General features: G+C 71.1%; 15 protein-coding genes and 2 pseudogenes. 11 read left to right on the top strand and 6 right to left on the bottom strand.

What is annotated here, in order from left to right; all coding sequences use genetic code 11:
• Together OFY01_RS10285 and OFY01_RS10280 are read left to right on the top strand one after the other, a co-directional pair.
• Positions 1 to 322, top strand: a pseudogene (locus OFY01_RS10285) (hypothetical protein); the annotation flags it as partial.
• Complete coding sequence (locus OFY01_RS10280; protein ID WP_266598508.1) at positions 319 to 861, top strand: MarR family winged helix-turn-helix transcriptional regulator; 543 nt, start codon at positions 319 to 321, stop codon at positions 859 to 861. The pseudogene OFY01_RS10285 and the gene OFY01_RS10280, both read left to right, overlap by 4 nt.
• 48 nt (positions 862 to 909) lie before the next feature.
• On the opposite strand, the gene OFY01_RS10275 is transcribed toward OFY01_RS10280, so the two are convergent.
• The gene (locus OFY01_RS10275) at positions 910 to 2,331 is read right to left on the bottom strand and encodes an NAD(P)/FAD-dependent oxidoreductase (RefSeq protein ID WP_266598506.1); all 1,422 of its coding nucleotides are present in this window, start codon (positions 2,329 to 2,331) and stop codon (positions 910 to 912) included.
• Between the two features lie 222 nt (positions 2,332 to 2,553).
• Complete coding sequence (locus tag OFY01_RS10270; RefSeq protein ID WP_266598504.1) at positions 2,554 to 2,946, bottom strand: VOC family protein; 393 nt, start codon at positions 2,944 to 2,946, stop codon at positions 2,554 to 2,556.
• 78 nt (positions 2,947 to 3,024) lie between these two features.
• Between OFY01_RS10270 and OFY01_RS10265 the strand changes: the two genes are divergently transcribed.
• Positions 3,025 to 3,555 (top strand): GNAT family N-acetyltransferase, encoded by a 531-nt coding sequence (locus OFY01_RS10265; RefSeq protein ID WP_266598502.1) that lies wholly within the window; start codon positions 3,025 to 3,027, stop codon positions 3,553 to 3,555.
• A 42-nt stretch (positions 3,556 to 3,597) separates the two neighbouring features.
• Here OFY01_RS10265 and OFY01_RS10260 read toward each other — a convergent pair whose 3' ends face one another.
• From OFY01_RS10260 to OFY01_RS10250, 3 genes and pseudogenes are all read right to left on the bottom strand, one after another.
• The gene (locus OFY01_RS10260) at positions 3,598 to 4,281 is read right to left on the bottom strand and encodes a glycerophosphodiester phosphodiesterase (protein WP_266598500.1); all 684 of its coding nucleotides are present in this window, start codon (positions 4,279 to 4,281) and stop codon (positions 3,598 to 3,600) included.
• Between the two features lie 61 nt (positions 4,282 to 4,342).
• Positions 4,343 to 4,468, bottom strand: a complete 126-nt coding sequence (locus tag OFY01_RS10255; RefSeq protein ID WP_266598498.1) for a hypothetical protein — start codon at positions 4,466 to 4,468, stop codon at positions 4,343 to 4,345.
• A gap of 533 nt (positions 4,469 to 5,001) precedes the next feature.
• Positions 5,002 to 5,181 (bottom strand): annotated as a pseudogene (locus OFY01_RS10250) (heme-binding beta-barrel domain-containing protein); the annotation flags it as partial.
• Between the two features lie 39 nt (positions 5,182 to 5,220).
• Between OFY01_RS10250 and OFY01_RS10245 the strand changes: the two are divergent.
• From OFY01_RS10245 to OFY01_RS10220, 6 genes are all read left to right on the top strand, one after another.
• Entirely contained in the window at positions 5,221 to 5,529 is a 309-nt protein-coding gene (locus OFY01_RS10245; protein ID WP_323135496.1) for an alpha/beta hydrolase fold domain-containing protein, read from the top strand.
• Between the two features lie 102 nt (positions 5,530 to 5,631).
• Positions 5,632 to 7,041, top strand: a complete 1,410-nt coding sequence (locus tag OFY01_RS10240) for a DUF6421 family protein (protein WP_266598496.1) — start codon at positions 5,632 to 5,634, stop codon at positions 7,039 to 7,041.
• A 29-nt stretch (positions 7,042 to 7,070) separates the two neighbouring features.
• Complete coding sequence (locus OFY01_RS10235; RefSeq protein WP_266598512.1) at positions 7,071 to 7,832, top strand: SDR family NAD(P)-dependent oxidoreductase; 762 nt, start codon at positions 7,071 to 7,073, stop codon at positions 7,830 to 7,832.
• Positions 7,829 to 8,899 (top strand): threonine aldolase family protein, encoded by a 1,071-nt coding sequence (locus tag OFY01_RS10230; protein WP_266598494.1) that lies wholly within the window; start codon positions 7,829 to 7,831, stop codon positions 8,897 to 8,899. The genes OFY01_RS10235 and OFY01_RS10230 overlap by 4 nt, the downstream gene beginning before the upstream one ends.
• Before the next feature lie 85 nt (positions 8,900 to 8,984).
• Positions 8,985 to 9,584 (top strand): transglutaminase domain-containing protein, encoded by a 600-nt coding sequence (locus OFY01_RS10225; RefSeq protein ID WP_266598493.1) that lies wholly within the window; start codon positions 8,985 to 8,987, stop codon positions 9,582 to 9,584.
• A 21-nt stretch (positions 9,585 to 9,605) separates the two neighbouring features.
• A complete protein-coding gene (locus tag OFY01_RS10220) occupies positions 9,606 to 10,292 on the top strand; it encodes a B3/B4 domain-containing protein (RefSeq protein WP_266598491.1) in 687 nt (228 codons plus the stop codon).
• A 3-nt stretch (positions 10,293 to 10,295) separates the two neighbouring features.
• Here the strand turns inward: OFY01_RS10220 and OFY01_RS10215 are convergent, their stop codons facing one another.
• Positions 10,296 to 11,024 carry a lysophospholipid acyltransferase family protein gene (locus OFY01_RS10215; RefSeq protein ID WP_266598489.1) on the bottom strand — a complete coding sequence of 243 codons (729 nt, stop codon included), beginning with the start codon at positions 11,022 to 11,024 and terminating at the stop codon, positions 10,296 to 10,298.
• 306 nt (positions 11,025 to 11,330) lie between these two features.
• Between OFY01_RS10215 and OFY01_RS10210 the strand changes: the two genes are divergently transcribed.
• Together OFY01_RS10210 and OFY01_RS10205 are read left to right on the top strand one after the other, a co-directional pair.
• Positions 11,331 to 11,651: a TlpA family protein disulfide reductase gene (locus tag OFY01_RS10210; RefSeq protein ID WP_407700313.1), complete on the top strand. Its 321-nt coding sequence runs from the start codon at positions 11,331 to 11,333 to the stop codon at positions 11,649 to 11,651.
• Positions 11,652 to 11,888: 237 nt separating this feature from the next.
• The gene (locus tag OFY01_RS10205; RefSeq protein ID WP_266598487.1) at positions 11,889 to 12,395 is read left to right on the top strand and encodes a flavin reductase family protein; all 507 of its coding nucleotides are present in this window, start codon (positions 11,889 to 11,891) and stop codon (positions 12,393 to 12,395) included.
• Positions 12,396 to 12,652 lie beyond the last annotated feature (257 nt).

Genomic DNA, 12,652 nt, shown 5'->3' with positions numbered 1-12,652 from the left:
CGGCCACGCCGCCCTCGAAACGGCGCGCCGGGGCCTGGCCGGTGCCCTCGTCGAGCTGCGCGGCGCCGCCGACACCGCGGCCGGGGAGTGGTGGCAGCGCGCCCTGCCCGAGGAGCGGGTCGTCGCCGCCGAGCGCAGCGGGCACCGCACGCTCGCGGCGACGATCCTGCGGCAGACACCCCGGACAGGAGCGGCTGTCGTCGGCGACACTGGAAGCAGCGGCGTGGGCGGGCCGATCCGCCCCCGCGCACAGGCAGCACGGCGAGCACAGCGGCCGGTCGCGGCGGACGCGGCCCGGAGAGGTCCGGTCAGGCAGGTATGAGTACGCAGCAAGGCGCGGAAGCGGTGGCACCGCCGTCCGACACCGTGGCATCGGTCGTACGGCAGTGGCGCCTGGTCAGTCCGGGCCTCGACACCGGGCCCATGGAGATCATCGGCCGGATCAACCGGTGCGCGGCGCTGCTCCAGCAGGCGGAGGACGCGCCGCTGCGGCACGCCGGTCTGACCCGCCCGGAGTTCGACCTGCTCGGCACCCTGCGCCGCACCGGACGCGAGCTCACCCCCGGCGACCTGGCCCGCGAGACGTTCTCCTCCGGCGCCGCCGTCACCAAGCGGCTCAAGCAGCTCGAGGGGCGTGGGCTCGTCGCCCGCCGCGGCGACACCCGCGACCGGCGCGTGGCCCACCTGAGCCTCACCGACGAGGGCCGCGCCCTGGTCGACGAGATCCTTCCGGGCCAGCTGGCCTACGAGGCCCGGGTCCTGTCCGGCCTCGCCGACGGCCGGGACGCCGAACTGAGCGTCCTCCTGGCCGAGTTGCTGGCCCAGCTGGAGGGACGCCTCGGCGGCTCCCGGCGCGCGTGACCTGTCCACGCGTACCTGTCCGCCCGTGACGTGCCGTGCTGACGCGGCTCAGCCGCCGGCGAAGTCCGGGATCTGCGGCGCCATCGCCTTCTCCGTGACGTGCGCCGTCACCACCGCGTTGATCTCCTCCGGCGACAGATACGCGTCCGTCATCTCGAAGTCCTTGAGCGTGGCGGGACGGTTGCGCTGGAACCCGGTGCGGACGAAATCGTGGCCCGCCGTCGCGTTGAGTCCCCAGAGCGCCGCCGTCCGCAGCCGCGCCGTCAGCGTCCGCATCGCGCCCAGGTGGTAGCCGCGCGCCACGATCTGGGCGGGCAGCCCCGTCAGCTCCACCCCCGCCGGTTTCGACACGGCCTGCGCGCCGCCCAGGTCGACGACGAGCCCCAGGTCCTTGTGCCGGTACGGCTGAAGCGGCGTGCCCCGCATGGCGGCGAGCACGTTGCGCGCCGCCGCCCACCCCTGCCGCATCGCGTGCTGCGCGGTCGGCGGGCAGACCGCGTCGGCGCTCACCGTGATGTCCGGCACGGCCGCCGCGTCACCGAGTGCGAACACGCCGTCCATGCCCGGCACGGTCAGCTCCGGTGTCACGACGAGCCGGCCGCGCACGGTCTCCGCGTCGAGCGTGGCCACGAGCGGACTCGGCGCGACACCGGCCGTCCAGATCAGCGTGTGGCAGGGCAGTTCACGCCCGTCGGTGAGGGTGACCGTGTCCTCCGTGACCTCGGCCACCGACACCCCGAGCGAGATGTGCAGGCCACGCCGTTGGAGGATTCCCATCGCCTTGTCGCCCAGCCGCTCGCCCAGCTCCGGCATGAGCCTGGGCGCCACGTCGACCAGGTGCCACTCGATCCCCCGCGGGTCGAGGCCCGGGTACCGGCGCGCCGCCGCGTTCGTCATGCTCTGCAGATACGCCGCCGTCTCGGTGCCCGCGTAGCCGCCGCCCACCACGACGAACCGAAGCCGCGCCGCCCGCTCGGCCGGATCCGAGCTGGCCGCCGCCAGGTCCAGCTGGGCGATCACGTGGTCGCGGACCCAGGCCGCCTCGGCGAGCGTCTTCATCCCGACCGCGTGCTGGTCGATGCCCGGGATGTCGAACTCCCGGGTCACGCTGCCGGGAGTCAGCACCAGATGGTCGTAGCGCTCCACCAGCGTCTCGCCGTTGATCTTCCGCACGACGACGGCCTTCGCCCTCGGGTCGACGCCGATCGCGCCGCCCGGGACGATGCCCGTGCGCCGCAGCATCCGGCGCAGTGGCACCGCCACCGCCTGCGGAGTCAGCACACCGGCCGCGACGTGCGGCAGCAACGGCAGATACAGCTGGTGGTCGTACGGGGTGACCAGCTTCAGGACGGCCTCGCCCGAACCCAGTTCCCGCTCCAGGCGGTGGGCGCACTCCATCCCGGCGAAGCCGCCGCCGATGATCAGGATCCGGGGCACGGTCGAGGTGCGGGAAACGCTGCTCGTGCTCATCTCGGCACTCTCCTGGGCTTCCTGAACTTCCTGGGCTTGCGGGGTTTGCGGGGGCTTTCCTGGGCTGTCCTGAGCGCGTTGTGCCACCGGTGTGACAGGTAACGGGTCACGGGTAACCGGCCGGCGGCCGCGTATGCCCGGTTTCCGTGCCCAGTGCCATGCTCCGCCGCGTCCCGGGCCCCCGCACGTCGGCGGCGTACGGGACCGTGACGGCGGGCGGCCTCAGATGCCCGGCCGATAGCGGATCGGATGCCCCTCGGGGACCTCCACAAGCACGATCTCGTGACCGTCCGGGTCGGCGACCCACATCTCGACCAGGCCCCACGGCTCCCTGACCGGTTCCCGCACCACCGCCACCCCCCGCGCCACCAGCTCGTCACGGGCCGCCCGCACATCGGCCACCTGCAACCACAACCTCAGGTGCGGCGCAACCGGGCCCTCGGCCCGCCCCGACACCTCCAGGAACCCGCCGCCCAGGAAATAGACGGTGCCCCGCTCGGGGCCGGTGCCGAACTCCCGGTACACGGCGAGGCCGAGCGCCTGCCCGTAGAACTCCCGCGACCGCTCCGGGTCGCGCGGCCTGATGAGGACCCTGCTGCTCAGTACGTGAACCATGGCGACGCACCCTACGACGACCGGGTTAACCTCGACGGCGCCGACAGGCCGACGCCCGTACGAGATCGGAGATCGCCCATGACCGCTGCCCTCAGCTTCCGTGACGCCGTCCCGGCGGACACGGACGTGCTCGTCGCCCTCATCGAGTCGGCCTACCGGGGCGACGACAGCCGGAAGGGATGGACCACGGAAGCGGACATCCTGGAGGGGCAGCGCACCGACCCGCAGGGCGTTCTGGACGTCATCAAGGGGTCCGACAGCCGCCTGCTCACGGTCGAGCGGGACGGCGCCGTCGTCGCCTGCTGCCAGCTGGAACACCGGGGCGACCACGCGTACTTCGGCATGTTCGCGGTCAGCCCGGCGCTGCAGGGCGCAGGGCTGGGCAAGGTGATCATCGCGGAGGCCGAGCGCACGGCGCGCGAGACCTGGGGTGTGCGCGAGATGCGGATGACCGTCATCTCCGTACGCGAGGACCTCATCGCCTGGTACGAACGGCGCGGCTACCGCCGCACGGGGGAGATGAGCCCCTTCCCGTACGGTGACGAGCGCTTCGGCGTTCCGCAGCGCCCGGACCTGCAGTTCGAACTTCTGGTCAAGCCGTTGCCGTGACTCGGGAGGCGGGCCGTCCGGGCCGTTCAGACGATGAGGCGGTCAGGCGGTCAGGCGGGCGGTGTGCCGGATCTGCGGGTAGTCCGTGGTCGCGCCGTCGAGTCCGAGCGCCCGTACGAGCCTGAGGTCGTCCTGGGTGTTCACGACCCAGCCGATGATGCGCAGGTCGGCCTTGCGGGCGTGCTCGACGATCTCCTGTGTCAACCGGCGAATGTTGAGGACGAGTGTCGTGGAGCCCACGGCGACGGCCCGCTCCACCACATCCGTGCCGTACCGGCTGGCCACCAGCGCCGTGCGCACGCCCGGCACGAGCCGCGCGATCTCGGCGACGGCCGTGTCGTGGAACGAGATCACCTCGACCCGGTGCACGAGGTCGCGCCGGATCATCACCTCCGCGAGGGCGTGCGCCGCCGCCGTGTCCTTGATCTCCGCCTGCAACGGCGCGTCGACCGCGTCCACGACCTCCTCGAAGACCGGCACCCGCTCGCCGCACCCGGCGTCGAGCGTACGCAGCTCGGAGAGGGTGTGCTCGGCGATGGGGCCGTGTCCGTCGGTGGTGCGGTCCACGTCGGCGTCGTGCATGACGACGAGCGCACCGTCCTTGCTCAGATGCAGATCGAGCTCGATGACGTCGAGGCCCGCGCGTTGCGCGGCCAGGAAGGACCGAAGGGTGTTCTCGGGCTCGACGCCCATGACTCCGCGATGCCCGATGGTGAGGAAGTTCAAGGTCGTCTCGCTTCCGTCGACAGCGGCTCCGCCGACGCGCGCGGGCGCCGACTCTCGCAGCCTAACGGGCCGTGAGCACAGGGGAGGCTGGTACGCGCGGGGGCGCGGCCGCGCCCGCCCGGCTGCTCACGATCCCGAGCAGAAGCCCGGTGATCACGGCGGCGACGACCACGGCGCGGGTGCTCATCGCCGACCCCCCTGGCAGTCTCGGGACAGGAACACGCACACGGACACGCACACGGACACGGACGCGCATGCGGGTACGGACACAGCCCGTCATACCGCCCCACGCCCCGTCGGCGCGAGCCCGTGCCACTCGCACGTGGGCGAGTCGTTCTGACGGTTGACAGTTCGAGGCCGCACCGCTGGTCAGGGTCGCGGTCCGGCGTCTCGTCCGGGTGTCGGCACGAATCCCGGCCCGGCTTCGGATCCGGCTCCCGACCGGGCCCCTGGTCCCGGTGCGGGATGGATTCCGGCGGTGCTTCTGGTACGGCCTCGGCCGGCGGTCCAGCCCGGCCGTCGGGCCGAAAGGCCGGTTCGGTTCACGGCTGGGCTTTCGGCCCGGCGCTAGGACGGCGTACTCGTCTCGCTCCTGGTCCTGCCGGGTCCCGGCGCCGGGCTCGGTCTTGGCCCTGGCCCTGGCCTCCCCCCTGGTCCTATGCAGACTGCTGATCGTGGCCCTGGCCCTGGACCGGGTCTGGCATTTGGTCCCGTTCCTGGTTTGGAATCCGGCGTGAGGGCCACGTCCTGGGCGCTGAGGTCGACGGCGTCCCCGGACGCGGTGCCGACCGCGAGTTCGGCGATGCCCGTGGGCTGGGTGATCAGCGCCTCGATGCGGCCGCCGTCCCGCAGCCGTCACCACCCGCTCTCGCGTGCCGCGGGGCGCAACGGCGCGCCGTCGCCGTCGACTTCCTCACCGCCACGCACTGCCGCTGGTTCCTGGAGCAGTACCTCGGCCCCGACGGGGACCCCGCCCACCCGTGGGTGTCACCGCTGCCCGCCGACGACCTGAGCGGCCTGCCGCCCGCGCACATCGTCACCGCGGGGTGCGACCCGCTCCGCGACGAGTGTCACGCGTACGCGAACGCCTTGCGCACATCCGGAGTTCCGGTGGACGAAAGGGACTTCCCGGGCATGTTCCACGGCTTCTTCGGCTTCCCCGAACTTCTGGACTACGCGCGGCGAGCGCACGCGAATGTGGCGGAGGTCATCGTTTCAACCGTGCGAGACAGGAAAAACGACGGCTAAGGCAGGGGTTGCGCCGAATAATTTCCTGAGGCTCCCCTTGTGAGAGAGAACCTTGCACGCCTACGGTGGCCTTACGCGAGGTTCTCCCGTGGAGGATGGGACATGACGGAAATTCTTGTGCAGGCTGGCGTGGAGGGCAATATTCCTTCGGCCGGGACGGTGGGCGACAGGGTGGTGGAGCACCCGGCCTGGCCGGTGCTCAAGGACGCCGTCGAGCAGATACGCGGCTGGCAGAGCGCGGACGGCTCCATCGACCTCCGGGCCGAGGCCGCTCCCGCGCGCCGCGCCGTCGCGGCGGCCGTGGAGCGGGTCATCTCCGCCGTCGAGCGGCTCGCCCCGCTGCTGCCGCACGACGCGGCGTACCACGAGGCACTCGTACGCGACCTGCGCCGCTGGTCCGATGACGGTTTCGGCGTGCCGGACTTCCTGGACTCCCTGCTCGCCTTCCAGCCCGCCGCACGGCGTGAGGACGGCCTCCAGCACCTGGTCGTCTTCCCGATGTACACGCAGAACGGCAACCCGGACCGCAACCTGGAAGCCCTGGTCCTGCGCATGGTCTGGCCCGACTGGCTGGCCGAGCTCGAAGCCACCCGCTACGACAACCCGCTGTTCTGCGGCATCACGTTCGAGGACTTCACCTCCGGCTACGACACGAACTCCGCGGTCCTCTTCCCCGAGACCATCGCCGTGCGCGAGGCGCCCGAGCGCTTCTCCTGGGGCGGCATCTTCTGTGACCGCGAGGCCGCGCGCTTCCGCCGCGTCTCGAAGGCCGCCGTGGACGTCCTCGGGCTCGAACTGCCCGACGACATCCAGGAGATGATCGGCGACCAGGAGCGCTGCCAGCAGGCGTTCGTGCTGTGGGACATGATCCACGACCGCACGCACAGCCACGGCGACCTGCCGTTCGACCCGTTCATGATCAAGCAGCGCCAGCCGTTCTGGATGTACGGGCTCGAAGAGCTGCGCTGCGACCTCACCGCCTTCAAGGAGGCCGTGAAGCTGGGGGCCGAGGGCGTCGCCCAGGGCCGTGACGTCCAGTACGCCGTGCTCTTCGACCGGATGTTCCGCTTCCCGGTCACCGGCGACCGCGTGAAGAACTACGACGGCCTCGGCGGCCAGCTGCTCTTCGCCTACCTGCACCAGCACGACGTGGTGCGCTGGACCGACAACAAGCTGCACATCGACTTCGAGCGCGCGCCCGAGGTGACCAACCAGCTCTGCGCCGAGATCGAGAAGCTGTACCGGGACGGCATCGACCGGCCCAAGCTGGTCCACTGGTTCGCCGCGTACGAGCTGGTCTCCACGTACCTCTCCCCGCATCCGGGCTCGCGCTGGGCCAAGGGTCCTGACGCCCTCGACGTCTCGAAGCCGCCGCGCAAGCTGGTCGACGACGTGCTTGCGGACGAGTTTCCGCTCAGCATGTTCTATGAGGCCCTTGCCAAGAAGCTGAAGAAGACCATCGCCTCGACCAAGGGGATCACCGCGACGAGCAGCGCGCAGGTGGCCGCGTGAGCCAGAGCCGACCGCAGGAGGCGACCGTCATGACCGAGACCAACGGGACCAGGGACAGGCTGGGCGGTGCCGTGATCGCGGTCGCCGGGGCGGCCGGTCCGGCCGGCCGCGCCGCACTCAAGCGGCTCGCCGAGGCAGGGGCCACCGTCATCGGCTGCGACGCGGACGCCGAACGCCTCGCCCAGGCCGTCGACGAGGCACGCTACGCGCACGGCGGAGCCACCGTCATCGGCGACACCGTCGACCTGCTCGACCTGCAGGCGACCCGCGACTGGGCGAGCCGCGTCGAGAAGGACTTCGGGCGCGTCGACGGACTCGTCCACCTCGTGGGCGGCTGGCGCGGCAGCGCCACCTTCGGCGAGACCGACCTGGCCGACTGGGACCTGCTCGAGAAGCTGCTCATCCGCACCGTGCAGCACACCTCGCTCGCCTTCCACGAGGGCCTGTGCCGCAGCGACCGCGGCCGCTACGTCCTCATCAGCGCCGCGGGCGCCTCCAAGCCGACCGCGGGCAACGCCGCGTACGCCGCGTCGAAGGCCGCGGCCGAGGCGTGGACGCTCGCCCTCGGTGACGCCTTCCGCAAGGCGGGGGGCGATGCGGGGCCGCAGCAGGCGGCTGCGATCCTGGTGGTCAAGGCGCTGGTGCACGACGCGATGCGCGCCGAACGCCCCAACGCGAAGTTCGCGGGCTTCACGGACGTCAAGGAGTTGGCCGAGGCCATCGTCGGCGTCTGGGACCGGCCCGCCGCCGAAGTGAACGGGACCCGCCTGTGGCTGACCGCGAAGCCGTGAATCCTCCCAGAACCGACGCCCGCAGGCACCATGACCCCACGGTCAGAGGGTTCGCCAGCGACAACTACGCGGGCGCCCACCCGGAGGTGATGGCGGCCCTCGCCCTCGCCAACGGCGGCCACCAGGTCGCCTACGGCGAGGACGAGTACACCGACCACCTCCAGCAGGTGGTCCGCGGCCACTTCGGCCCGACCGCCGAGGCGTTCCCCGTCTTCAACGGAACCGGCGCCAACGTCGTCGCGCTCCAGGCGGTCACCGACCGCTGGGGCGCGGTGATCTGCGCCGAGTCCGCGCACATCAACGTCGACGAGTGCGGCGCCCCCGAGCGCGTGGGCGGCCTCAAGCTGCTCACCGTGCCCACGCCGCACGGCAAGCTCACCCCCGAGCTGATCGACCGGGAGGCGTACGGCTGGGACGACGAGCACCGCGCGATGCCGCAGGTCGTCTCGATCACCCAGTCCACCGAACTGGGCACGCTGTACACGCCCGACGAGATCCGCGCGATCGTCGACCACGCCCACGAGCGGGGCATGAAGGTGCACCTCGACGGCTCGCGCATAGCCAACGCGGCCGCGTCCCTGGACGTACCGATGCGTACGTTCACCAACGCGGTCGGCGTCGACCTGCTCTCGCTCGGCGGCACGAAGAACGGAGCGCTGTTCGGCGAGGCGGTCGTCGTCATCAACCAGGACGCGGTGCGTCACATGAGGCATCTGCGCAAGCTGTCCATGCAGCTCGCCTCCAAGATGCGTTTTGTGTCGGTCCAGTTGGAGGCGCTGCTGGCCAAGGATCTGTGGCTGCGCAACGCCAGGCACGCCAATGAGATGGCGCAGCGCCTGGCCGAGGGCGTACGGGCCGTCGACGGCGTCGAGATCCTCCACCCGGTCCAGGCCAACGGCGTCTTCGCCCGGCTGCCGCACGACGTCTCCGAGCGGCTGATGAAGAAGTACCGCTTCTACTTCTGGGACGAGGCCGCGGGCGACGTGCGGTGGATGTGCGCGTTCGACACCCGCGAGGAGGACGTCGACGGTTTCGTCGCGGCCCTCAAGGAGGAGATGGCGCGCTGAGCCCGACCGCCCGAGCATGCATAGGTATGCGATTAACCGTAAAGTCATTGACTGAAGGTCGATCGCATACCTAAGCTCGCGCGCTATGGAGCTGATCCAGCAAAACCCCGATCTTTCCGCGTACTTGGCGGCCGACGACGTCATCGACCATCACCATCCGCTGGTACGGGAGACGGCCGCGCGCCTCGCCGAGAAATCCGACGACTCATACGCATACGCTCGCGCGGCCTTCGAGTACGTCCGCGACGCCATCGCGCACTCCGCCGACAGCGGCGATCTCCGTGTCACCTGGCGGGCCTCCGACGTCCTGGCGAAGGGCACCGGTATCTGTCACGCCAAGGCGCACGCCCTGGCCGCTCTCCTGCGTGCCGAGGACATCCCCACCGCGCTGTGCTACCAGCGGCTCACGTACGACGCGGGGGCGGGTTGGTGCGTCCACGGTCTGGTCGCCGTGCGGCTGCGCGGCTCATGGCACCGGCAGGACTGCCGCGGCAACAAGCCCGGCGTCGACGCGCGGTTCTCGCTCGACGGTGAGCGGCTGGCCTGGGTGCCTGATCCAAAGTGTAATGAGGTGGACTATCCGGTACTGTTCGATGCACCGCATCCGGTGGTGCTCGATGTCCTGCGCGGCGCGCCGGACCGCCCGTACCTCTGGGAGCACCTACCGGACGCGCTCCCGCTGTGACCCGTACCCACCAGGCAGGCCATGTCTCTTCAGCTCACCGTCGCCGACGACGTCCGCGCCCTCGCCCCGGGCTTCCACCACATCGCCATCGAGGCGTACGGGCTGGTCAACACCGCCAGTACGGACGACAGCTCGGCCCTCCTCGACGACGCCACGCGGCGCCTGGCCGCCCGCCTCGACGGGCGCGCCCCGCACGAGGACCCGCACATGGCGGCGTGGCGCGAGACCTACGCCGCGTTCGGCGCCAAGCCCAACCGCACCCGTAACTCCGCGGAGGCGTTGGCCAAGAGGGCCCTGGCCGACAGCGGTCTGCCGCGCGTCAACACGCTCGTCGACGTCTACAACGCGATCAGCGTGGCCCGTCTGATCCCGGTCGGCGGCGAGGACCTCGACCGCGTCACGGGCGGCATGCGGCTCATCAGGGCCACCGGTGACGAGGACTTCGCGACCGTCGTCTCCGGCGAGCCGGCCGTCGAGCACCCGGAACCCGGTGAGGTCGTCTGGTGCGACGGCGAAGGCGTCACCTGCCGCCGCTGGAACTGGCGTCAGGGCACCCGCACCCGGCTCACCGGCACCTCCGTGAACGCCCTCTTCGTCCTCGAAGGGATGGGAGCGCAAGCGGACCTGGAGGCGGCGGGAACCGAACTGGCCGAGCTGCTGGAGAAGTTCAGCCCCGGCGCCCGGATCACCCTCCACCCCGCGGCCTGAACCTCAGCGCGCCTCGGCGGCGTTGAGCTGCTCCGGCGTGGGGGCCGTGCCGCCGAGGTGGGCCGGCATCCACCAGGTGTCGTCCGGCCCCTTGGGGCGCACCGGATACGCGCGCTGGGCCGCCTCGAGCAGCTCCTGCACGCGCTCGCGCAGCCGCCGCGTGATCGCCCCGGCGTACTGGTCGCGGGGCGCCTCCACGGCCTCGCCCACCCGGATCGTGACCGGGATGTGCTGCCGCTTGAAGTTGCGCGGCCGGCCCTTGGTCCACAGGCGCTGCGTACCCCACAGGGCCATCGGGATCAGCGGCACCCCGGCCTCCTGGGCCAGGCGCACAGCACCGGTCTTGAAGCTCTTGAGGGTGAACGACTCCGAGATCGTCGCCTCGGGGAACACCCCGACCACCTCGCCCGAGCGCAGCGACCGCAGGGCGTGCTGGTAGGCGTGCTCGCCCTGGGCGCGGTCCACCGGGATGTGCTTCATGCTGCGCATCAGCGGACCGGAGATCTTGTGCCGGAAGACCGAGTCCTTGGCCATGAAACGGACCAGACGCTTCTGCGGCAGGGCAGCGAGACCGTCGAAGATGAAGTCCAGGTAGCTGATGTGGTTGCTGACCAGGACGGCACCGCCCGAGCGCGGAATGTTCTCCGAGCCCTTGCAGTCGATCTTCAGGTCGAGCGCCTTGAACATCGTGCGGGCGACGCCGATGACCGGGCGGTAGACGAGCTCTGCCATGGAGGGGGAGGACCCTTCTTAAGTGCCCGGGACCGTCCCTGCCGACGGGCGGAGGAAACGCTCACCGGGCGGTAAGTTACGCAGCCGTAGGTTTTCCGGCTTGCGCAGATCGTGCCCCATGAACGGCCGAGTGGCCAGTCCTGGTTCCCGCAGCGCGCGAGATCCTTGTCACGTGGAGAGTGTGTCAGAACGTGCGCGGAGGGCGGGAACGGGAATGAGGGAGGACGCCCGGGCGCTGTACGAAGCGTACTCGGGGCCATGTCGACGGGGCCGTGAACGTGCCGTACGGGACGAGGGAGGATCCGCGTGAGCGGGGACGGAGCGACGCTGGACGAGCAGCGGTTGGGCGAGTCGCTCGGGAGGCGGGCGACGCTCGTGCAGTTCTCCAGCGCCTTCTGCGCGCCCTGCCGGGCCACCCGGCGGATCCTCGCCGAGATCGCGGGCATGGTCCCCGGCGTCTGCCACGTCGAGATCGACGCGGAAGCGCGCCTCGACCTGGTCCGCGCGCTGGGCGTCGTGAGAACACCGACCGTGCTCGTCCTCGACGCGCACGGGCGGGAGGTGCGGCGCGCGGCCGGGCAGCCGCGCAAGGCCGACGTGATCGCCGCGCTCGGCGCGGCCGTGTGATGTGCGCCGAGGCCACGCGTGCGTGGCACCCGAGCGGCCTGGTGACACATGTCCCAGTCCACGGAACGCGCTTGACTGTGCGCACCGCGTATCGTCAGTCTGCCTGCATGTCCCCGGAAACCCTTCTCCACCAGCGGGTTCACATCGACCTGGCCCGCTGTGCGAGCGCATGCTGTCGCGGCGGCTGACACCGCGACACCCCCGCACGCCCGCTCATCACCGCAGAAGGACCCTTCCATGACGGTCACGCCCGACCTGCATGCCGCCCGGCCCGCCACGCCCGACCTGCTCCGCTCGGTCTTCCGGCGCCACGCCGCCGGTGTCGCGGTGATCACGGCGCGGGGCGCCGCACCGGTGGGCTTCACCGCCACCTCCCTCACCTCGGTCTCGGCCGAACCTCCCGTGGTCTCCTTCGGGATCGGTCTGGGCTCCTCCAGTTGGCCGACGGTCGCCGAGGCCGACCACGTGGGTGTGCACATACTCGGCGAGCACCAGGCCGATCTGGCCGCGACGTTCGCCCGCAGCGGGGCGGACCGTTTCGGCGAGCCCACCCGGTGGCACGTGGGACCCGAGGGCGTGCCGGTCCTCGACGGCGTGCTCGCCTGGCTCGTGTGCAAGGTCGTCGCACGGGTGCCCGCCGGCGACCACCGGATCGTTCTCGCGCAGGCGGTCTGCGGTGATCCGGCGGGCGACGGCAGCCCGCTCCTGTACCACCAGGGGCGCTTCAACGCGCTGCGCGACTGAGAGTTCCCGCCGGTCCGGGTTGGCAACGTCACAGCCCAAAGCGCTTGCTTAGCGCGCGCGGACTGGGTGTACTGGCGAGTAACGTTTCGTTCGGAGCGCGGGCCGCCCCGACCGGAAGAGTCCGCTTCAGGCGCCTATGCTGCGTGACAGCAGGGCCGCCCCGTACATGACGATTGCAGTAGGAGAGCCGGCGTGAGCTTGAGGATCGTTGTCACTGTGAAGTACGTGCCGGACGCGACGGGGGATCGGCATTTCGC

This window comes from Streptomyces beihaiensis (assembly GCF_026274175.1).
Classification (GTDB): Bacteria; Actinomycetota; Actinomycetes; order Streptomycetales; family Streptomycetaceae; genus Streptomyces; species Streptomyces beihaiensis.
This window is presented reverse-complemented; position numbering and strand designations above follow the sequence as displayed.

Bases quoted from the DNA above. Each gene is read 5' to 3' on its own strand.
- OFY01_RS10225 (WP_266598493.1), top strand. From the start codon at position 8,985: ATGGAGCTGATCCAGCAAAACCCCGATCTTTCCGCGTACTTGGCGGCC.
- OFY01_RS10205 (WP_266598487.1), top strand. From the start codon at position 11,889: ATGACGGTCACGCCCGACCTGCATGCCGCCCGGCCCGCCACGCCCGAC.
- OFY01_RS10215 (WP_266598489.1), bottom strand. From the start codon at position 11,024: ATGGCAGAGCTCGTCTACCGCCCGGTCATCGGCGTCGCCCGCACGATG.
- OFY01_RS10240 (WP_266598496.1), top strand. From the start codon at position 5,632: ATGACGGAAATTCTTGTGCAGGCTGGCGTGGAGGGCAATATTCCTTCG.
- OFY01_RS10265 (WP_266598502.1), top strand. From the start codon at position 3,025: ATGACCGCTGCCCTCAGCTTCCGTGACGCCGTCCCGGCGGACACGGAC.
- OFY01_RS10275 (WP_266598506.1), bottom strand. From the start codon at position 2,331: ATGAGCACGAGCAGCGTTTCCCGCACCTCGACCGTGCCCCGGATCCTG.
- OFY01_RS10270 (WP_266598504.1), bottom strand. From the start codon at position 2,946: ATGGTTCACGTACTGAGCAGCAGGGTCCTCATCAGGCCGCGCGACCCG.
- OFY01_RS10280 (WP_266598508.1), top strand. From the start codon at position 319: ATGAGTACGCAGCAAGGCGCGGAAGCGGTGGCACCGCCGTCCGACACC.
- OFY01_RS10255 (WP_266598498.1), bottom strand. From the start codon at position 4,468: ATGAGCACCCGCGCCGTGGTCGTCGCCGCCGTGATCACCGGGCTTCTG.
- OFY01_RS10235 (WP_266598512.1), top strand. From the start codon at position 7,071: ATGACCGAGACCAACGGGACCAGGGACAGGCTGGGCGGTGCCGTGATC.
- OFY01_RS10220 (WP_266598491.1), top strand. From the start codon at position 9,606: ATGTCTCTTCAGCTCACCGTCGCCGACGACGTCCGCGCCCTCGCCCCG.